The organism is Hymenobacter ruricola, from assembly GCF_015694525.1.
Lineage (GTDB): Bacteria > Bacteroidota > Bacteroidia > Cytophagales > Hymenobacteraceae > Hymenobacter > Hymenobacter ruricola.
In genome coordinates this window covers 1-19,733 of sequence record NZ_JADQDM010000021.1, presented here as the reverse complement: position 1 = coordinate 19,733, position 19,733 = coordinate 1, and the positions used below count along the sequence as shown (strand labels likewise).

Annotated in this window: 14 protein-coding genes; 3 read left to right on the top strand and 11 right to left on the bottom strand. The window is 64.0% G+C overall.

Going from position 1 to position 19,733, the window contains the following annotated elements:
* Nucleotides 1-124 precede the first annotated feature (124 nt).
* Both I2H31_RS22845 and I2H31_RS22840 read right to left on the bottom strand, forming a co-directional pair.
* A complete protein-coding gene (locus I2H31_RS22845; protein ID WP_196295380.1) occupies nucleotides 125-961 on the bottom strand; it encodes a ferritin-like domain-containing protein in 837 nt (278 codons plus the stop codon).
* A gap of 33 nt (nucleotides 962-994) precedes the next feature.
* On the bottom strand, nucleotides 995-1,762 hold the full coding sequence (locus tag I2H31_RS22840; RefSeq protein ID WP_196295379.1) for a ferritin-like domain-containing protein: 768 nt from the start codon (nucleotides 1,760-1,762) through the stop codon (nucleotides 995-997).
* A 312-nt stretch (nucleotides 1,763-2,074) separates the two neighbouring features.
* On the opposite strand from I2H31_RS22840, the gene I2H31_RS22835 reads away from it, so the two are divergent.
* Entirely contained in the window at nucleotides 2,075-3,607 is a 1,533-nt protein-coding gene (locus I2H31_RS22835; RefSeq protein ID WP_196295378.1) for a BatD family protein, read from the top strand.
* A gap of 94 nt (nucleotides 3,608-3,701) precedes the next feature.
* Nucleotides 3,702-4,781, top strand: coding sequence for a chorismate synthase (aroC, locus tag I2H31_RS22830; protein WP_196295377.1), 1,080 nt, complete (start codon nucleotides 3,702-3,704; stop codon nucleotides 4,779-4,781).
* Here the strand turns inward: aroC and I2H31_RS22825 are convergent.
* A complete protein-coding gene (locus tag I2H31_RS22825; RefSeq protein WP_196295376.1) occupies nucleotides 4,778-7,042 on the bottom strand; it encodes an OmpA family protein in 2,265 nt (754 codons plus the stop codon). The genes aroC and I2H31_RS22825 overlap by 4 nt on opposite strands.
* A gap of 239 nt (nucleotides 7,043-7,281) precedes the next feature.
* On the opposite strand from I2H31_RS22825, the gene I2H31_RS22820 reads away from it, so the two are divergent.
* Complete coding sequence (locus I2H31_RS22820) at nucleotides 7,282-7,881, top strand: NifU family protein (protein WP_196295375.1); 600 nt, start codon at nucleotides 7,282-7,284, stop codon at nucleotides 7,879-7,881.
* 169 nt (nucleotides 7,882-8,050) lie between these two features.
* Here I2H31_RS22820 and I2H31_RS22815 read toward each other — a convergent pair whose 3' ends face one another.
* The 8 genes from I2H31_RS22815 to I2H31_RS25725 form a co-directional block, all read right to left on the bottom strand.
* A complete protein-coding gene (locus tag I2H31_RS22815; RefSeq protein WP_230688006.1) occupies nucleotides 8,051-8,977 on the bottom strand; it encodes a DUF5777 family beta-barrel protein in 927 nt (308 codons plus the stop codon).
* A 27-nt stretch (nucleotides 8,978-9,004) separates the two neighbouring features.
* The gene (locus I2H31_RS22810; protein ID WP_196295374.1) at nucleotides 9,005-9,598 is read right to left on the bottom strand and encodes a YceI family protein; all 594 of its coding nucleotides are present in this window, start codon (nucleotides 9,596-9,598) and stop codon (nucleotides 9,005-9,007) included.
* A gap of 18 nt (nucleotides 9,599-9,616) precedes the next feature.
* A complete protein-coding gene (locus I2H31_RS22805; protein ID WP_196295373.1) occupies nucleotides 9,617-10,018 on the bottom strand; it encodes a c-type cytochrome in 402 nt (133 codons plus the stop codon).
* Nucleotides 10,019-10,107: 89 nt separating this feature from the next.
* On the bottom strand, nucleotides 10,108-10,779 hold the full coding sequence (locus I2H31_RS22800) for an outer membrane beta-barrel protein (protein ID WP_196295372.1): 672 nt from the start codon (nucleotides 10,777-10,779) through the stop codon (nucleotides 10,108-10,110).
* A 958-nt stretch (nucleotides 10,780-11,737) separates the two neighbouring features.
* Nucleotides 11,738-12,352 (bottom strand): RNA polymerase sigma factor, encoded by a 615-nt coding sequence (locus I2H31_RS22795; protein ID WP_196295371.1) that lies wholly within the window; start codon nucleotides 12,350-12,352, stop codon nucleotides 11,738-11,740.
* Between the two features lie 217 nt (nucleotides 12,353-12,569).
* The gene (secDF, locus tag I2H31_RS22790) at nucleotides 12,570-15,551 is read right to left on the bottom strand and encodes a protein translocase subunit SecDF (RefSeq protein WP_196295370.1); all 2,982 of its coding nucleotides are present in this window, start codon (nucleotides 15,549-15,551) and stop codon (nucleotides 12,570-12,572) included.
* 189 nt (nucleotides 15,552-15,740) lie between these two features.
* A complete protein-coding gene (locus tag I2H31_RS22785; RefSeq protein ID WP_196295369.1) occupies nucleotides 15,741-16,103 on the bottom strand; it encodes a hypothetical protein in 363 nt (120 codons plus the stop codon).
* A gap of 474 nt (nucleotides 16,104-16,577) precedes the next feature.
* Complete coding sequence (locus tag I2H31_RS25725; protein WP_196295368.1) at nucleotides 16,578-19,478, bottom strand: LamG-like jellyroll fold domain-containing protein; 2,901 nt, start codon at nucleotides 19,476-19,478, stop codon at nucleotides 16,578-16,580.
* Nucleotides 19,479-19,733: the final 255 nt, after the last annotated feature.

Sequence of the window (19,733 nt, the reverse complement as noted above, 5' to 3'; positions counted from 1 at the left end):
CATGGGCTACTGCAAAGGTACTCGCTGCCCCTCCAATGGTTGCAAAGGCCAAAAAAACAGCGCCGGTTCCGCGAGATGCAGAACCGGCGCTGTTTTTTGGCCGCTCAAAAGGCTATGCCCGGGGCTATTGTTTGAGCGGGGTCACGAGGGCACCCACTTCGGTCGGGGTCAGAATCTCGTCGAACGAAGCGGCGGCGTCGGCGGCCGAATACGTGGTGTTGGGCGTGATGGCGTTGGCCGCAATCAGGCTCACGCCCGACTGGGTGGTGTTGCTTTCGGGGATGGCGCCCGCGTAGTTGGGCTGGCTGTCCTTGTCGCCGCTGCCCGTAATCCAGGGCGTCTGGCCGCGCATGGTGCGGATGTGGGCCGCGTGGCGGGCTTCCACCGAGTGGATGCGCAGCGCGGTTTCGAGCGGGTTGTAGGCGGTGCCGCCGATGGTGACGTCGGCGATGCCCAGCAGGTCGCCGGCGCGGCCTTTGTAGGCGCGCACCCCGGTGTCTTCCAGCAACTGCGCCACTTCCAGCTGGGCCGCGAACGAGCCCAGGCCGTTAAAAACCGTCGTGCTGAAGGCGTTGCCCGTCACGGGCGTGCCGCCAATGCCGCTCACCACGGCCTGCAACAAGGCCACGTGGGCGTTTTCATTTTTCAGAATCTGGTTGATGGCGCCCTGGTAAGCGGCGCTTTGGCCGGAGAAATATTGCGAGGCCACCATCTTCTTGTAGAAGTCGGCTTCCAGCAGTTCCAGCGACAGGGCGTAGTTGAACACCTCTTTGGGGTCGCCGGCGGTGGTGCCCGCGTAGGCTTTGGTGAAGAACGAAGCCAGCAGCGCCGGGCCCGCGGCCAGGGCGGTGCGCTTGCCGAGGGTGGTGAGCGAGTTGAAAACCGAACGGCGCGTGTCGAGGCGGCCCATCACGTCGGGGTCCACTTCGGCCAGTTGGTTGATGATATTGAAGAAATTCATGGCGAGAATTGATTACGAGTGAATGGGAAAGGACTAGGCGTTGACCCCGATGCTGCTGCCGTCGAGCTTCTCGGTGATGAAGGCCTGGGCCGTGGCAAGTACGGCCGTGGGCGTCATCACCAAATCCAGCCCCTGGGCGTTTACGGAGGTAGCGGCGTTGCCGTCTTCGGCAAAGGTGCCAGGCGCAATCAGGTCGCGGATGTAGGCGGCGTGGCGGGCTTCAACCGACACAATCTGCCCGGCAATTACCAGGTAAGCGGCATTTTTGATGAGCTTGCCGGCGCCGTTGTAGGCCGATACGCCAAGGTCTTCAAACGCCTTGGCGGTGGCCAGGATGCTGGTGCGCGTGTCGAAGGTGCCGGTGGGGTATTTCGGCGTGAGGCCACGCAGCGTCTGGCCGGGGGCGTCGCGGGTGATGGCCGCCTTGAAGAAGTCGCGGTGAATGGCTTCGTGCTTGGCCACTTGCTGGAAGTAAGCCAACTCGGCACCCGACAGCACGCTGCCAGCCGCCACCTTGGCATAGAAATCGGCTTCGAGCTGCTCCAGAGCGTAGGCGTAGTTGAGCACGCCCACGTCGCCCGAGCCCAGGCTGATGGAGCCGTCGGCGGTAGTCGAGTTGCCGTTGGGCAGGTTGGGTTTCACCGGGTCCGGGCTGTCTTTCGAGCACCCAGCCAGCACCAGGGCCGAAGCCCCGGCCGTAGCGCCGGCGTACATGAAAAAGGAGCGCCGCTTGATGGGCGTATACAGCGGCTGCGCGAACGTGGCATCGTCGGAGCCCCGGGGCTGAAGATTGTCGGACATGGGTGAGAAACGTTTGGTGGAAAAATGAATGACGGTTGAGAAAAGGCAATAAATGCCCGCACGGCGCCAGTGGCCCGTTTTTACAGCGGAAAACCTGAACAGTTCGGGGATTGTGAAGGCAGATACGGTAGTTTAGCTAAAAAAGGATTGGTTAAGCTAAAAATATAGCTTGTACAGCTTGCAAAATTCACTGCTTTGGTTTATATCGAGAGTGCTGCTTTCGCCGCAAAAAGCGGATTCCGACGTTGGAAGCTACTTTTAGGGCCTGCAATCGCGCCAGCAGTTATGGGGAGACTTTTTGAGATAATCACCTTGCTCTGGCTACTGGCGGGCGCCGAACCGGTAGCGGCCCAGCCGGGCGCGCCTCCCAAGCCCGGCGCCGCGGCCCCAGCCGACGTGGTGCTCGTGCCCGGCCCGGCCACGCTGCCCGTCACGGGCACGTTCACGCTGGGGTTTCGGCTGCGGGGCGGCACGCTGGGCCAGTATTCGGAGTTTCCGGAGCTCGACGGCTTTAAGAAAACCACTAAAGTCCGCACCAACACCACCCGCACGGTGCAGGGCCGCCGATTCACCGACGTCACCATCACCCAGCGCTACGTGCCCTACGGCGAGGGCGACATCGCCATCAAGCCCTTTCAGCTGACCGTGAACGGCGTGGTGCTGCAAAGCCCCGCCGCCAAAGTGCGCGTGACGCCCGCCCCGGCCGCCGCCAATCCGCCTGCCACGCCATCCGCCAGCGGCCCTGTAGCTTCGCCCGGCACCGCGCCCGCCCTCACCCGGCCCGCCAACCCCGCCGCCCCGCTGCAGGCCGTGGGCGACCTCGACAAGCTGTTTGGCAAGCCCAAGCCGGCACTGTACCAGGACGTGCCCGACCACGCCTTTCTGGCCGTGGTGGCCGAGCGGCCCAGCGTGTACACGGGCGAAGGCGTGCGGGTGGGCCTGTATTTCTACCTCAAGCCCGAAGACCAGGCCCTGCTGGATTTTCACGACTTCAACGACCAACTGCCGCCGCTGCTGCACGAGTTGCACCAGCCCACCGCCTGGCAGGAACCCGGCCCCGAGCCCAGCGTGACGCCCGACACCGTGCGCCACCTGGGCCAGCGCTACCTGCGCTTCCGGCTGGCCGAAAACGTGTATTACCCCCTCACCACCCAGCCCCTGCGCTTCCCCCCGCTGGCCCTGACGATGGTGAAGTTCAAGGTCCTCAAAAAGCCCGAGCCCGGGCAGGACAACCGCCTGGCCGGCTACAAAACCTACTACGCGCCCAGCGTGGCGGTGCAGGTGCGGCCCCTGCCGCAGGCCACCCAGCGGGGCGCCGTGCCGGTGGGCCGCTACAAGGTGAAAGAAGCCATTAGCCGGACGCGGTTCCGGGTGGGCGAGTCGTTCACGTACTCGTTTGGGGTGGAAGGGCAGGGCAACCTGGCGGCCGTGCTGGCGCCGGTGTGGCCCACGCGGCCGGGGCTGGACGTGTACGGCCCCGAGGTGCGCGAGGAACTCGCACCGGGCGGGGGGCGCAAGCTGTTTCGGTACCGGCTGGTGGCCCGGCGGCCCGGACTGATTCCGCTTGACAGCCTGCTCAGCATCGTGGTTTTCAACCCCGCCACGGCCCGCTACGACACCCTGCGGCCCGCAATACGGCCGCAGGTGCGCGGGGTGGCCGTGGCGCTCAATGCCCTGCCCAAGCCCGAGGACGACCCGTTCTACGGTCCCGCGTTGGCGGGCGCCGACGCCACCCTGCAGCCGCTGGACGTGTACCGCGACGTGCGGCGCTACGCCGACTGGCTGCTGCTGGGGTTGGCCGGGGTGGCTGCTTTTGGCTGGTGGCGGGCGGGGCGGCGGGCGTAGTTTTGGTGCCTGGTTGGTGGTGCCTAGTGCTTGGTTTAATATGCATGAGCACCACCATCCGAGCACCAGGTACTATCAACCAAGCACCAACAACATGTCCAACTCCTTCGGCTCCCTGTTTCGCATCACCACCTTTGGCGAGTCGCACGGCGCGGGCATCGGGGTCATTATTGACGGCTGCCCGGCCGGCGTGGCCGTGGACGCGGCCCAGATTCAGGCGGCGCTGGACCGGCGCCGGCCCGGCCAGTCGGCCCTCACCACCCCGCGCAAGGAGGCCGATACCGTGCACATTCAGTCGGGCCTGTTTGAAGGACTGACCACCGGCACGCCTATCAGCCTGTTCATTCCCAACGCCGACCAACGCTCCGACGACTATTCGCACATTGCGCACGCCTACCGCGCCAGCCACGCCGACTACACCTACGACGTGAAATACGGCCGCCGTGACTACCGCGGCGGGGGCCGCAGCTCGGCCCGCGAAACGGCGGCGCGCGTGGCCGCCGGTGCCGTGGCCATGCAGCTGCTCGCGCATTTCGGAGTGGAAGTTGCCGCTTACGTGTCGGCCGTGGGCGAGGTGGAAGTGCCCGTGAGCTATGAGGAGTTGGATTTTAGCCTCATCGACAGCAACCTGGTGCGCTGCCCACACCCCGAAACCGCGGTCCGTATGGAAGCCCGTATCCGCGAAGCGCAGGCCGCGCACGACACCGTGGGCGGCGTGATTACGGGCGTGGCGCGGCGCGTGCCCGCCGGGCTGGGTGAGCCGGTTTTTGACAAGCTGCCGGCTGTGCTGGGCCACGCTTTGCTCAGCATCAACGCCGTGAAAGGGTTTGAATTCGGCTCCGGCTTTGCGGGCACGAAGCTGTCGGGTTCGGTGCACAACGACGAGTTTTACACCGATGAAACCGGCGCCGTGCGCACCCGCACCAACCACAGCGGCGGCAGCCAGGGCGGCATCAGCAACGGGCAGGACATTTATTTCCGCGTTGCCTTCAAGCCCGTGGCCACGCTGCTGCAGCCCCAGCAAACCATCAACGACCAGGGCGAGGCCATCACGCTAGCGGGCCGCGGCCGCCACGACCCCTGCGTGCTGCCCCGGGCCGTGCCCATCGTGGAAGCCATGACCCAGCTGGTGCTGGCCGATTTGCTGCTGCGCGCCCGCGCCAACCGGCTTTAGCGCTTCACAATCACGAATTCGACGCGGCGGTTGCGGGCTTTGTTGGCTTCGGTGTCGTTGGGCGCCACGGGCCGCAAGCCCCCGTAGCCCCGGGTGCTCAGGCGGGCGGCCGCAATTTTTTGCCGCACCAGATAGGCTTTCACTGCCTGGGAGCGCTGCTCGCTGAGCAATTGGTTGGGCTTGGGGTCTTTGGCGTCGCCGGTATTGTCGGTGTGGCCGTCGAGGCGAATTTCCAGGCCGGGGTGCTCGGCCAGTGTCTGGGCCAGGCGGTTGAGCTCGGGATAAGACGCCGGCAGCAGCTCGGCCTTGCCACGCACGAAAAACAGGTTGTTCAGCGCAATGGCTTCTTCCGCGGCAGCACCCACCATGGGCGCCGGGGTAGCCAGGCCACTCAGCTGCTTGGGCACGGCCGCCGCCGGACGGGCTGCTTGCAAAGCCGCCGCTTTGGAGGCCAGGGCTTCAACGGGGGCCGTCAGGGGCATGAGGTATAGGTCCCTGGTTACTTCGCCGTATTTGGTGGCCGCGGTCAGGTTCAGGCTTTCATTCACCGAGAGGTAGCCGGCGGCTGTGGCGCGCAGGCCGTACTGCTGCCCGACCGGCAGGGTGGCTTCGAACGAGCCGGCCACGGCGGGCAGCACCACGCCGGCTTCGGTGCCGGCGGGCAGCTGCTCGTAGCGCACCTCGGCCGTGGCGATGGGCTGGTTCGTGCGGGCGTCGAGCACCCGCCCGCGCACCAGTACGGTGGCGGCCGGCTTGAGCGCGGGCGGCAGCGCCAGCCGAAAAATATCGCCCAGGTGCCCCGGCCCGGCATCGCTCACCCAGTAGGCCACGTCGCCGGCGGCGGAAGTGGAGTAATAGCTTTCGCCCATCGGCGTGTTAATGGCCGGCCCCAGGTTCAGCGGCTCGCTCCACTTGGTCCAGGTTTCATCGAGCCGGGTGCTCATAAAAATATCAAGCCGGCCGTAGCCCGGGTGGCCATCCGATGCGAAGTAGAGCGTTTTGCCATCGGGGGCCAGAAACGGCGCCACCTCCCGCGCCGGCGTGTTGATGGGAGCAGGCAGCGCCACCGGGGCCGACCAGGAGCCGTCCGGTTGCCGCCGGCAGAGGTAAATGTCGTTGTTGTCGAGCGCCGTGGTGAGGGCCGCGGAGCGCAGCAAAACCGTGCCGCTGGCATCGAGACAATAGGTGGAGTTGCGAGCCGCAAAGTCGGGCCGGTAGCCCGTGCCTTCGGGCAGGGCCTCGGGCATGGTCCAGGTGCCGTCGGGGCGGCGCTGGGTGCGCGACAGGCCCGGGCCCAGCAGGGTGCCGGCCGGCCCGTAGCGGTTGCTCATGAGCAGGGTCTGGCCATCGGGCGATACGTGCTGGGGGTAGTCGGAAGCGGCCGTGTTGATGGGCGGCCCCAGCGCCTGCACGTGCCCCCAGCGGCCATCGGGGCCGCGTTCGGCTACGTAGGTGTCGGAGTTGAAGGCGTTGGCGTTGTCAATGTCGAGGTGGCTGCCCATCGCCCGCGAAAAATACAGAAACCGGCCGTCGGCCGAAACCAGTGGGGTGGCTTCGTCGCGCTCGGTGTTCAGGCCGGGGGCATCGAGGCGTTCGCGCCGCAGGGTGGCGGGGAGCCCCGGGGCCAGCCGAATGGAGTGGTGGTGCCAGATGCGCAGGCGGCGCAGGGTCACGGCGCCCCCGGCTTCCACCGTCAGGCCCAGGCCCTGACCCGGCGGATTGGGCCAGGACTGCTTCAGCAGCTGGCGGCCATCCACCCAATACGTTACCTCGGCGCCCGTGCGGGCAATGCGAATGGTATGCCAGTCGGCCGGGGCCACGGTACTGGGTAAGGGCTGGGTGGCCAGCGCCGTCCAGGCGCCGGCCTGCAGGCGCAGCACCGCCGCCGTGGGGGCTGCCAGCGCCAGGTTCAGCTGCGTGGTGGTGAATTCCTCGGCCGTGCCCAGCCGCTGCCCGGCCCAGTACAGGCCGATGCTTCCCTGGCCGCGCAGCTCGCCCTCTAGCGCAAAGTCCTGCTGCTGGTTGAGGGCTGGCCCGTAGGGCTCGATGGGAATGTTGCTGAAAGTGGTGCCGAGGGACTGGAAGGCATAGCCGGCCGCGGTCAGTTCCCCTACTAAGTTGGGGGTGCGGCCCACCCAGTAGGCGTGGCCCTGCTGAAAATTCTCGTCCGTGAGCAAATCGGGTGGCAGCTGCTGGCCACGGCCCCGGGCCGGAGCCAGCAACGCCAAGCCGAGTAGTAGCGCGTGCGCCAGGTATTTCATGCTTCTTGAATAGGAGGGACAGGTATTAATGGCCACCGCCGACGGCTTGGCCGCGGCGGTTTTTCACGCCAGCAAGGTAGGGCCGGCATCTGCCAGCCCGCCATCCGTGCCAGCCCGTATTTTTTCTGGCGTCCCGCAATCCATGTAGCTACATTTGCAACCTCTGATGCCCGGTTGCGGTTGTATCTTTGCCGTTGCAAACGCGTCAAGCTTTCTCCTTGATTTTAAGCCCCTCAGCCATGTCTGTTTCCATTTATGCCGAAGCGTCTCCCAACCCGGAGAGCATGAAATTTGTCCTTAACAACAACCTGCTGGCCGATGGCGTGAGCGTGGACTACCCCAACGTGGAAGCCGCCGCCAACTCGCCGCTGGCGCAGGAGCTGTTCAATTTCGACTACGTGGGCCGCGTCTTCATCGCCCAGAACTTCGTCACCGTCACCAAAACCCAGCCCGACCTGGGCTGGACGCAGCTCATCCCCGAGCTGCGCCAGTTCCTGAAGAGCTACGTGGAGGCCGGCGGCCCCATCTTCACCGTCGACCCCGCCGCCGAGCAGAAGGCTGCCCAGGCCGCCACCGCCGGCGACCCCACCCAGCAGGAAGGCCAGATTGCCCAGAAAGTCATCGACCTGCTCGACAACTACGTGCGCCCCGCCGTGGAGCAGGACGGCGGCAACATCACCTTCAAAAGCTACCACGAAGGCATTGTGACCGTGAACCTGCAAGGCTCGTGCTCGGGCTGCCCCTCGGCCACCGTCACGCTGAAATCCGGCATCGAAAACCTGCTCAAGCGCATGGTGCCCGAGGTGCAAAGCGTGGTGGCCGAAGGCGTGCTGGTGTAAGTGAGAGTCAAACATAAAAAAGGCCCGCCTGATGATTCAGGCGGGCCTTTTTACGTTTGGTTGTCATGCAGAGCGTAGCGAAGCATCTCGCGTGCTTCCACTAATTATTTTCCTGGCGATTGAATTACTGCCACACGCGAGATGCTTCGCTACGCCCTGCATGACGGCCTCAGTCCCGCGATTTCACCGTGAAATTCCGGGCCACGGTGAAGCCGAAGAAGATGTCGCCGTCGAAGAAATTGCCGGTGGTTTGGGGGATGAAGAACTTCTCCACCATGCCGCTGGAGTTGGTGACGTGTAGCTGGAACACGTGCCCGCCGGTTTCGATGTCGACGCCCACGCCGAGGGCGTTGCGGTAATTATCGGCCACGTAGCCGGGCAGCACATAGAAGTAGTCGGCGGTAAGGGCCAGGCGCTTGGTGAGTTTCTGGCGCAGGCCGGCCCCGATGGAGTACACGTCGTTCTGCATGCCTTCGAGGGCCACGTAGTTGCGGTGGATGAGCGTGGGCATGAGCTGCACCGACAGGCTGGAGCTGAACTTGCGCGCCAGCAGCACCTGATAGGTGTAGTCGAGGCGCGAGGCGGTGGTGCGCTCGGTGGCGTTGGGCGCGGCTTCGTTGAACTTGAGCGTGGTGATGGCCGACGAGGCAAACAGCGTGACCGAAACCGGCATGGGGTGCGCGCCCGTGCTCTGCTGCAAGGCCCGGTATTTCAGGAAGCCGTCAAACGTTTTTTCCTGAGAGCTGCGGCCCAGGCCCACCGCCAGTCGGTCGGTGAGGCCGTACTCGAAGCTGAGGCGCAGCACGGCATTATCCAGCCCAAAAAACTCGTAGGCACCGCTGTTGAGCGTGCCAAAACGGTGCTGGATGAGGAAGGCCAGCGTGCCCTCGCCCGGCGTTTCGACGGACTGCGAGTTGATGATGTGCGTGCCCTTGAACGTGGCCGCCACCGCCTCGCGCTTGGTCGAGTCGGTGGTTTGCTTTTCGAGGTCGCGCAGCAAGTCGTTTTCGGTTTGGGCGCGGGCGGGGCCGGCCCAGGCCAGCAGGCCGGCCAGCAGCAAGCCAGGAAAGGAAATAGCGTAAAAATTGCGGGGCATAAAATGCGTAGTAAAACCGGTGGGAAGTTAGTTGGTGGGGCGGGTGGCGGCGCCCACGGCGGCCGGCACGGGGTCGCAGGCCAGGGCCACCTTCACGCTCACGCTTTTGGCGATGTTGTTGCGCACCAGCAGCGGAATCTCAATGTTGTAATCGGCCGGGGCCACCGGGAAAATGGCCGCCGCCAGCAGCTGGCTGCCCTTCAGCTCCACGGTGGCCGGCACCTGAATGCGGTGCGTGACGCCGTGCAGCGTGAGGTCGCCCTCCACCTGCAGGCTGTGCGGGCCGGGCGTGGCCAGCGTGGCCGCATCAAACCCCACGAAGCGGCCCGTGAAACTGGCTTTCGGGAATTTGTCCGACTCCATGTAGTTCTCGTTGAAGTGCTCCTGCATGAGGGTGCGCTTGAACGCGAACGCCTTCACGGGCAGCGTAAAGGCCAGCTGGCCGGTGCCAAAGTCGAGCACCGCGGCCACCTGCTGGTTTTTGGCCTCGATGTCTTCGATGGGGCTGGCCGAGAAAAACGACACCCGCCCCGCCTTGGTCATGAACTTGCTTTGCGCCCGCGCATGGGGCTGGACGAGCAGCAGAAATAGCAACAGCAGCGGCGAAAACGAGCGTTTCATAGCAAAAGAGGGGAGCATTTAGTTGTTGGGCTTGCCGGCCGCAATCCAGGCCTCGATGCGCTGGATGTCGCAGTCCGACAGCTTTTCGCGGCCCTGGGGCATGGGGTCGAAGCCGGCGTCGTGGCGGATGCAGCCGAGCAGCTTGCTGGGCGAGAAATAACTGTTGATGGCCGCGTAGTCGCCGAAATTGTTGCCGCCGCCCTTCACTGGGTAGTCCTTGGAGTTGTGGCACTCGCGGCAGTGGGCGTCGAAAATGGGCGAAATGACGTTGGCGTACGTCACGTTTTCGTGGGGCACGTCGCAGGCCGGGGCCGGGTCGCCGTGCGAGTAGGTGCAGCCGGCCGCCAGGCCGAGCGCCAGCAGCGCCGCGCCCGCCAGCGCCGCGCGCAGCCGGGCAGGTAAAGGGTACTTGTCGGACATACCGAACATCGTCAAAAAGTAATAGATAAGTGAAATGGGCGTGAAATTCCAACCCGCAAGCTACGGCGCCGCGGCGGCATTACGCGCGGCTAAAACCCATACTTCACGCCCAGAAACACGCCCGCGCTGGTCAGCTTGAGCTTGCCGGCGCCCACGCCGGCCAGGGGCAGCTTCACGTAGGGCTCGGCGTGCAGGCTCCAGCGCGAGCTCAGGGCGCGCTCGTAACCGGCCGAGAGGTTGAGGATGCTGAACAGGTGGCGGTTGGCGTTCACCACTTCGCCCGACCAGTAGCCCGGCTTGTTGTACTCCACATACGAATAGGAGTACTGCTCGCGCTGCATGAAGAAGGAGGACAGCCCCACGCTGCCATACAGCGCGTAGTGCGGACGCGAAACCAGGTCGTAGCGCAGGTTCAAGGGCACGTCGAGCACGGTGCAGGAGCCGTCCACGTCGTCGAAGTAACGGTGCGTGAGGTAGACGCCGTAGTCGCCAAAGTCGTAGTCGGCGCGCCGGGCCTTGTATTGCTTGGTCGAGCGTAGCAGGCCCGTGGTTACGCGCAGGCGGCTGCCGAGGCGGTATTCCAGCACCACGCCCAAGTTGGGCAGTGGGCTTTCCACGTTGGCAAATTTCACCGTCGTGATGTCGGGCGCGCCCACCAGGCCCACGTAAAAACGCGGCTGGTGAGCCAGCGCTGGCTTTTCCGGATTGGCCGGCGTGGGGGCCTGGGCCAGCGGGGCCGGCAAAGCCGGAGCAGCGGGCAAGGCCAAGCCTACCGGTTTTAGCGGCAAGGCGGTATTCTCGGCAGCTAGGGCTGAATTATCGTTGACTTGGGCAGTGTTTTCCGTCGAAGAGCCTGCAACCAAAGCCGCCGGGGAAGCTGGTGAGTCGTTGCCCGCTGACGGCCGGGCCGGGTAGCCGCGGTGTCGGCGGTTGGCTGGGCCAGCCGCAGAAACGACCGTCGGCTCTTCGGAAGGTTGCGCCAATATCGTTCGGCCCGCCGCCTGGCGCCCGGTTCCAACGGCAGTTGCGGTGGCTGAAGCAATGGTCGACTTGCGAGCGGAAGCCGTGGGCTTGCCTTCTTCTCCGGCAGCTTGGCGCGTAACTCTCGTAGTTGCTACGCGCCGTTTAACAACAGCAGAGGCAATAGCCGGCATTGCAAGGCCACGAACCCGGTCTTCGCGGGAGGCTGAAAGGCGGCGTACAGGCTTTTTTGGGGACGTTGCGGCCAATACTACCGGGGCTTTGGCTGGTGCCGGGCGACTATCGGCCGACGGCGAAGCGGCCGACAGCGTTTCGCCTGGCTGCGAAGCTGGCGCAGCCAAGGCCGCATTAGCGGCAGCCGTGGCCGTGGGCACAATTGCCTTGGCTGCCGCTGGAGCAGCTGTGCTAGCAGCAACTCTGGCCGCAGTGGAGTTCACTGCGGTGTGTGCTGCCGCCTTTGTGCTGGCCTGCGCCGAGGCCGCCACCTCAGTTGCCTTTGTCGCGGCTGCAACAGCCGGGCGCGGAGCCGAGCCGCTGGGCCACCACAGCAGCCAGCCCAGCCCCACGAGGGCTACCACCAGCACTTCCGCCGCAAAAAACTTCCACATCTTCCGCCGCACGGCGCGCTCAATCACGGCTTTGTCGAGCTGCGTTTCCAGGCGCAGCCAGGCGTCCAGCGGAAACGGCGCGGGGTCCGGCTCCGGCGGATTCAGCCGTTGGAAAGCGTTGTCAATATCGTTATCCGACCACATAGCGGGCTGTTGAAATAGGATTGGATTGGGCCAGCATCGTGCGCAAATGGGCTCGGGCTTTAAACAGGTTGGATTTGGACGTGCCCACCGAAATGCGCAGCTGCTCGGCAATTTCCTCGTGCCCAAATCCGTCAATCACCGCCAGGTTGAACACCGCCCGGTAGGCCGGGGGCAGGCGCTGCACCAGGCCCAGCAGTTCGTCGTAGCTCAGCGTGTCGAGGGGCGTGGCGCCCTGGTCGGCCTGGTTGAGGGTCACGTCGTCGAGCTCCTGCTGGTGCTGGTGGCGCTCGTTGGCGCGGTAGTGGTCGATGGCCGTGTGAATCATGATGCGCTTGAGCCAACCGCGGAACGAACCCAGCACATCCTCGGGGTGGCGGGCCGCGTCGAAGCGGTACAAGTCGCGGAATACTTTCAGAAAGCCGTCGTTGGCCGCTTCCAGGGCCTGGTCGCGGTCGCGGGCGTAGCGCAGGCAGATGCTCATGGCAAAGCCGTGAAACTGCCCGTAGAGCCGGCGTTGGGCCACGCGCTCCTGCCGCTGGCAGGCCGCCAGCAACTCCGGCAGGGTAGGGGGCGCAGAACTTGGAGAGGAGAGGTGCAGCATGCGAGCGGCGATTGGCGGGGCTTCACTAAACGACTCGGAAGATAAGCAAAAACGGTTGCCTCTGTCTGAACCGCGGATTTATCGGATTCGTCGGATTTATCGGATTTTGTGGACGTTTTCGGGGTGGGACAGAAATAAAAAAAGGCCGCTCCAGTAAGAACGACCTTTTTTAACTGAAAATAATCGGCTACAAAATCCGATAAATCCGCGGTTCAGACTACACGTTGGCTTGGCTCAGCTTGGGCGTGCCAGCGTCCACACCGGTCACGTCTTCGCCGCGGGCGAGGCGCTCGCGCTCCTCTTTCTTGCCGTAGGTGTCGAGGATAATTGGCGTAGCGATGAACAGCGACGAGTACGTGCCGAAAATCACGCCGATAATCATGGCGAAGGAGAACGAACGCAGGGTTTCGCCACCGAACACGTACATCACAAACACCACCAGGAACACCGTGGTGAACGTAATCATGGTGCGCGAGAAGGTCGAGTTCAGGGCCGGGTTCACCACTTGAGCAAAGGTCAGCTTGGGGTTCTCGCGCAGGTACTCCCGGATACGGTCGTAAATAACCACCGTGTCGTTCATCGAGAAGCCGATAACCGTGAGCAGCGCGGCCACGAAAATCTGGTCCATCTCGTAGTTCAGGCCAAACAGGCGGGCAATCGGGAAGGCCGCAATCACGAGCAGGGCATCGTGGAACAGGGCCACCACTGCCGCCATCGAGTACTGCCAGCGCTCGAAGCGGAACAACACGTACACGAAGATGCCCAGCAGCGTGAGGCCCAGCGAGAGCACCGAGGTGCGCTTGATGTCGTCGGCGATGGTGGCGCCCACTTTCGAGGTCGACTTGATAACCGGGGCATCGGCGCTGTACTGCTGCAGGCCCCGGTTGAGGGCCGCCACCACTTTGGCGTCGGCGGCGGGGCTTTCGTCTTCGGCCAGGTAGCCGGTGGTGATGCGCAGGCGGTCGGGCGAGCCGTACTGCTTCACTTCGAGGCCGGCGCCTTCAAACACGGGGCGCAGCTTGTCGCCCACGGCCGAGGCCTCCATGGTTTTGTTGAAGTCAACCACATAGGCGCGGCCGCCTTTGAAGTCCACGCCCAGGTTGGGGCCGCCCTGGTAAGCCATCAGCGCGAAGCCGATGACGATGAAAGCGGCCGAGAAGGTGTAGGCGAGCTTGCGCTTGCCCACGATGTCGAAGTTCAGGTTCTTGAACAGGTTGCGCGAAATCACCGTGCTGAAAGTCATCGGGTGGTTCTCGTTGCCCTTCACCATCCACTCGATGATGAGGCGCGACACAAATACGGCCGACAGGAACGAGGTGAGCACGCCAATGCCGAGCGTCACGGCGAAGCTCTGCACCGGGCCCGTGCCGAAGAAGCCGAGAATGACGGCAATCAGCATGGTCGTCACGTTCGAGTCGAAAATGGCCGAGAACGCGCGCGAGTAGCCTTTGTTGATGGCATCGGTGAGGCTGAGGCCGTGGTCGAGTTCTTCGCGAATGCGCTCAAAAATTAGCACGTTGGCGTCCACCGAGGTGCCCATTACCAGAATCAGACCGGCGATGCCGGGCAGGGTGAGGGCCGTGCCGAACTGCGCCAGCACCCCGAGAATCAGGAAAATGTTGAAGAGCAGGGCGATGTCGGCCACGATGCCGGCACGGCCGTAGTAGAAGGCCATGAACAGCATGATGATGACCACGCCGGCCAGCGACGAGTACAGGCCCTGGTTGATGGCTTCCTGACCGAGCGAGGGGCCCACCACGGCTTCTTCCACGATGCGCGTGGGGGCGGGCAGCTTGCCGGCCTTCAGCTGGTTGGCCAAATCCTGGGTGTCTTCAATCTGGAAGCTGCCCGTGATGCTGGTGCCGCCGCCCGTGATTTCGCCCTGCACCACCGGCGCCGAGCACACGTAGTCGTCGAGCACCATGGCTACTTGGCGGCCGATGTTGGCGGCCGTCATCTTGGCCCACTTGCGCGAGCCCGTGGGGGTCATGTTCATCAGCACTTCGGGCTGGCCGTTCTGGCCGATGTCGGCGCGGGCGTCGTTCACGGCTTCGCCGCTCAGCATGGGCACGCCGTCGCGGGTTTTGCGCACGGGCACCAGCTCCAGGTACTCCTGCTTGTCGATGGTGGTGGGCTTCAGGCTCCAGAGCAGGGCCAGGGTGGGGGGCAGGGTGGCTTTGGCTTCGGGCGAGCGCAGGATGGTGTTCATGCGGGCGGTGTCGCGCAGGTTCACGCCCAGGCGGCCGGGCATGGTGAAGAGCTTGGCGAGCACGCCGCCCTGGGTCGAGTTGGCAGCCGAGTCGGCCGCGGCGTTCTTGGTTTTCTTGGCCAGCTGCTTGGCCAGCGAAGTCGTGTCGCCAGCGGCGGCCGTAGCCGAGGTGTCGGCCGACGCCACGGCGGGGCCGGCTTTTTCGGCGGCCTGCTTGGCGGAAAGCTGCTTGTCGAGGGCCACCAGGAAGGGGCTGATTTCGTTCTGGTTCCACACTTCCCAGAACTCCAGCTTGGCCTGGCCTTGCAGCAGCTTGCGCACGCGGTCGGGGTTGTCGACGCCCGGCAGCTCAATCTGGAGGCGGCCGGTGCCCTTCACGCGCTGGATGCTGGGCTGGTTCACGCCGAACTTATCGACGCGGGTGCGCAGGATGTTGAACGAGCGGTCGATGGCTTCTTCCACTTCCTTGTCGATGGCGCCAATCACCTTCTCGTTCGAGGAATTGATGTCGATGCCGCGGCTCTTGTTGGTGGTGTTGGCGAAGATGGTGGCCAGCGGCTTGCTGGGGGCCAGCTGCTGGTACTGCTGGGCAAACAGCGCCGTGAAGGGCGTGCCGGAGTTGGTTTTCTGGGCTTCCTGGGCGTTGGCCAGGGCTTTGTTGAAGGCGGGGTCTTTGCTGTTGCCGCTCATGGCCCGCACAATTTCTACGGGCGACACTTCCAGCGTCACGTGCATGCCGCCTTTCAGGTCGAGGCCCAGGCCAAGCTCGCTCTGGCGCACTTCGCGGTAGGTGAAGGGCCCGAACACGGGCGCGCGCCACACCGAATCGAGGTAGTGCTGGCGCTGGCCTTCGTTGAGCTTGCCGTTTTGGGTGGCGTAGGCCACGGCCTTCTGCTGCACCCCGCGCGAGACGTAGGTGAAAAACAGAAAGTACGCGCACAACCCCGTGACGACGAGGGTGAGCGCGATGATTAATCCTTTGTTACGCATTAGTTGATGGGTTAATTATTCGATGTGCTGATGTGCTGTTTGAGGGGGCTGGTGGTAATGCCGCCACTACCGCGTTTATAGAAGTAGGGCCTCCCGATGGCTGATAATTGATGCAATCCTCCAAAAAGGAATTGCCTGATGCCACTGCCAGCGCAGCACATCAGCACATCAATTAATCAGCAAATCAGCCTAGGGGGCCTGCGGCGACAGGGCCACGGCCAGCAGCCGCGCCCGAAACACCTCGCCGGCCCGGATGCCGGCCCGCGGGCGCGGCACGGCCAGGCGCTGGCGCAGGCCGGGCAGCCACACGGCCGGCACGGCAGCGGGCAGCCAGGCCACCACGGGCGGCGCCACGAAGTGCTTGAGCGAAGCCGTGGCTTCCAGCAGCACCTTTTGTTTCACCACCGTGGCGCGCGTGACCCGCGTTTCGCCGGTGCCCACGGGGCGCAGCACGCTCACGGCGCGCTGGTTCAGGCCCAGCACCAGCAGCACCGTGGCGGCGAGCAGGGCAAAGCGGAGCGAGAACCAAAAACGGGAAAGCAGAGCCAGCATGGGTACGGACGGGGTCTGCAAAGATACCCATTGGAAAGGAATGAAGGCAAGGGCCGCGCATCATGCCGCAAAAGGCCCTCGCCGACGCGTATGGCCAGCTCGCCCCCCGTTTGGCGAACTCGCATGCGCGTATGACGGGCTCGCATGCCCGTTTGGACGGCTCGCACACCTGTATGGCGAACTCGCACACGCGTTTGGGCAGCTCTCATATGTGTATAGCCAACTCGCACACGCGTTTGGGCAGCTCTCATATGTGTATAGCCAACTCGCACACCCGTTTGAGCAACTCGCACACCCGTTTGAGCAACTCGCACACCCGTTTGAGCAACTCGCACACCCGTATGGCGAACTCGCACATGCGTATGACGGGCTCGCATACCCGAATGACGACCTCGCCAAAGAAAACACCACTCGCAAAAAAGCCCCTACCGACACGGCAGGGGCTTTTTCAGCCGTGAGCTACGGCCGCAGTTGCTACTTAACCTCCAAGCGGACGACGCTGCGGCCGTCGGCACTCGTGACGATGACCAGGTAGAGGCCCGGCCGCAGCTCGTGCAGGGGCAGGCGCACGTCGTGCGCACCCGCCTCCAGCTTGGCCAGGGGCAGGGCCAGGGCGCGGGGCAGGCCCGTCATGTCCTCAATGCGCACTTCGACGGAGCCGGCGTCGCGCAGCTGGAAGTGCATGAGGGCTTCGCCGCTGGCCGGGTTGGGCGAAATCGTGAGCTGGCTCAGGTGCTCCGTCGAAGAAGAGCCGCGCGTGTTGCCCGCCACTGCCCGGCCGTGCTGGCCGGTGGTATCGGGGGCCAGGGGGCGCGTGCCGGCGGACCGGAAGTTGCCCTTCACGTTGCAGGTCAGGTTGGCCCCCAGCACCCAGGCGGGGTCGCTTGCTTCCACCAAGGTCGAAGCCCCCAGGTAGCCCAGGGCGTTGGCTACGCCGCCGGCGCTGGCGCTTGACCAGTCCGAGACGTCCTGGCCGCCCGTGCCCCGCAGGTCGTAGTAGCCCACCAGGCCCGCCTGTGGCGAAGTAAGGCCCGCCGCCTGGAGCGCCAGCAGGTCGGCGGCGCTACGGGCGGTGTTCCAGACGCGCAGCTCGCCCAGCTGGCCGTAGAAGCCTTCCAACGGAAAGTTGGGGTCGGAGCCAAACGAGACGTTGGCCGTGGAGGCGGCGCTGCGGGTGGTGGTGGGCGCGTAGGCCGCCGCCACGCCGTCGATGTAGAAATGCAGCTGGTTGGCGGCGTCGTGCGACACGGCGACGTGGTGGCAGCCCCCGGCGGGCAGGCTCATGCCGGGGTCGGAGAGGCTGTAATAGTTCTGGCCTTCGAGCTGGCACAGCAGGTAATGCCCGTTGTAGAGGGTGAACGAAACCCCCTTGACGTTGTAGCTGGCGTCGGTGTAGCGGTTGGTGAACAAGGTTTGGGTGTAGCCCGTTGTATAATCGGCCCGGATGGTGGCCTCAATGGTGAAGGTCTGGCCCAGGCTGTTGAGCGGGGCGCCACTCACGTACGGAATGGTCACCACGTCGTCGTTGCCGTCGAAGAGCAGGGCTTCGGGGCCGGTGGGACAGATAGCACTCAGGTCGGGGTTGTTGCCCGTGAGCCGGCCGCAGAATTGCAGTTGGGTGCGGCAGTTCAGGGCCGGCAGGCCCAATGCGGGGTTGGTACCGACGATGGCCCCCGGGGCCACGTCGAGCACCACGTCGCCCAGGTCAGCACCCGCTTCGAGGCAGAGGTAGGCCCCCGCTTGCACCTCAATCCGGCCGCCGGTGCCCTGCAGCTTGCCGCCGCTGCGCACCACGAGCGAGCCGCCGGGCGTGATGCGCAGCTTGGTGCCGGCCGCGCCCGTGTACACGCCCGTGCTCTGAATGTCGAGCAGGGCCCCGGTTTTCACCGTGAACGTGGCACCGCCCGCGCCGAGCTTCAATTCGCCGCCGTTTTTTACCACGAAAGCCGTTTTGTCGCCTTCCACGCTCACGGTGGAAGCGCCGTCCTGCAAAAACTGGATGCCGGGCCCCGCGCAGGTGAGGGTGGTGGGGTTGATGAACTCGCCGGCAACTTTGGTTTCCCGGTTGTTGGTGCCGCTTTTGTTGATGGTCAGGACGCCCCCGCTGGTAACGTGCACGTCGGCGCCGCTGGCCGTGTTAAGCACATTGGTCATCACCAGGTCGCCGCTCCAGCGCGTGGTGCGGGCCACGTCCACGTCGTCGTAGCGCACTTTCACCGTGATATCCCCGCTGCTGTTTTTGCTTATCAGCTCCACCGACAAACCGTTCAGGTGCAAGGCCGACAGTTTGGAATTTGTTCTGTCGTAGCGCTGATGCTCCGCGATGGCGGGGTTATGGGCGATGCCCATCTTTTGGCCCACGGTGTTGAATTCCACGTTGGGGCCAAACATGCCGTTTTCCCACGTTCCATTGGAACGTAGCGAATAGTAGTGTTCGTCGTGACGCGGGGAGCCGTTGCCGCCGTCGCGGTTGTTGTAGATGAGGTTATCAGGGGTCATGACCCCGTTGAGATTTTCCCCATCCAGGCGACGGTCGGTTATCTGGTTTTCGCCCCCGAACGGGTTGGCGGTGGGGTTTGTGAAATCGAAGATGGGGTGATAGTAATGGTAATTGTTGTAATCCGACGACGTCGTGGAAGGCGTGTAGTCGAAGTTGCCCTGGGCAGAAATTACTTTCAAGCCGTTGCAGCCCACCGTATCAGACGGGTAGGTGCCGCCCGGCAAGGGGCTGGTGCGACTGGTTTGCATGTCTTCCACCATCGCCAAAATGCCGGTAGGGGCTGTGGGATAGGGGAGCGGCGGTTGCGGATTGTAGTCCCAGGAATTGGTAAGCCAATTCGCCCGGTCGTCAAAATTGCTTACGTGCTGGTGATTTTCCAGCCACAGGTACTGCGAAGCGCTGCCCGGGATGCGAATGCGCATGGCGTCGCCCGTCGTCACGAAGTCCCGGAGCGTGAATTCACCGTTGGTGGGCGTTAGCTGGCTGGGCAGGAGTATGTCGCTGTTGACGTGGTTGGCGCCGGTCTGCAGCTCAATCCAGCCGTTGTACCACCGCTCCCAAGCGTTGGCCGCGTCGTGGGTTTTGTAATAAGCCATCATGCCCGGCCCCTGGGTGCCGTAGAAGCGCATCCCCATGACGCTGTTGGCAAAGAAATAGTGGGGGCTGTTGTACACCGTATGGGCAAACTCGTGCTGAAAAATCGCTTGGTCGAGCCCTGACATGCCAAACGCCTGGGTGAACCCGTTGCCGTAAATAGAATACGACTGGCCGTTGGCAGACGGAAGACCAAGCGCAAAGCCCACGCCCGCCCAGCCACCGTTGCCATTAATCACCGTTGAAGTAAGGCCATAAGGCTGCTTGGTGTTTCGCCACACGATAACGGTATAGTCGATAACGTGGTCTGGGCTCGTGATACTATTGTCGTATTGAAAATTGGGCGTGGTACCGGGAAAGTTAGGGTTGACGCCCCGTTGGTCGACCTGGCTAAAATCAAAGTTTTGGGTATCCGGGTCATTTCTCAGCGTATTCAGGACTTCTTGGGAGTAGTAGACCTGAGGTGGTCTAGCTAAGCCGGACAGAACTGGTACGTGGTTTTGAGTTGGGATTCGAAGTGGTTGGGGGCGAGGTAA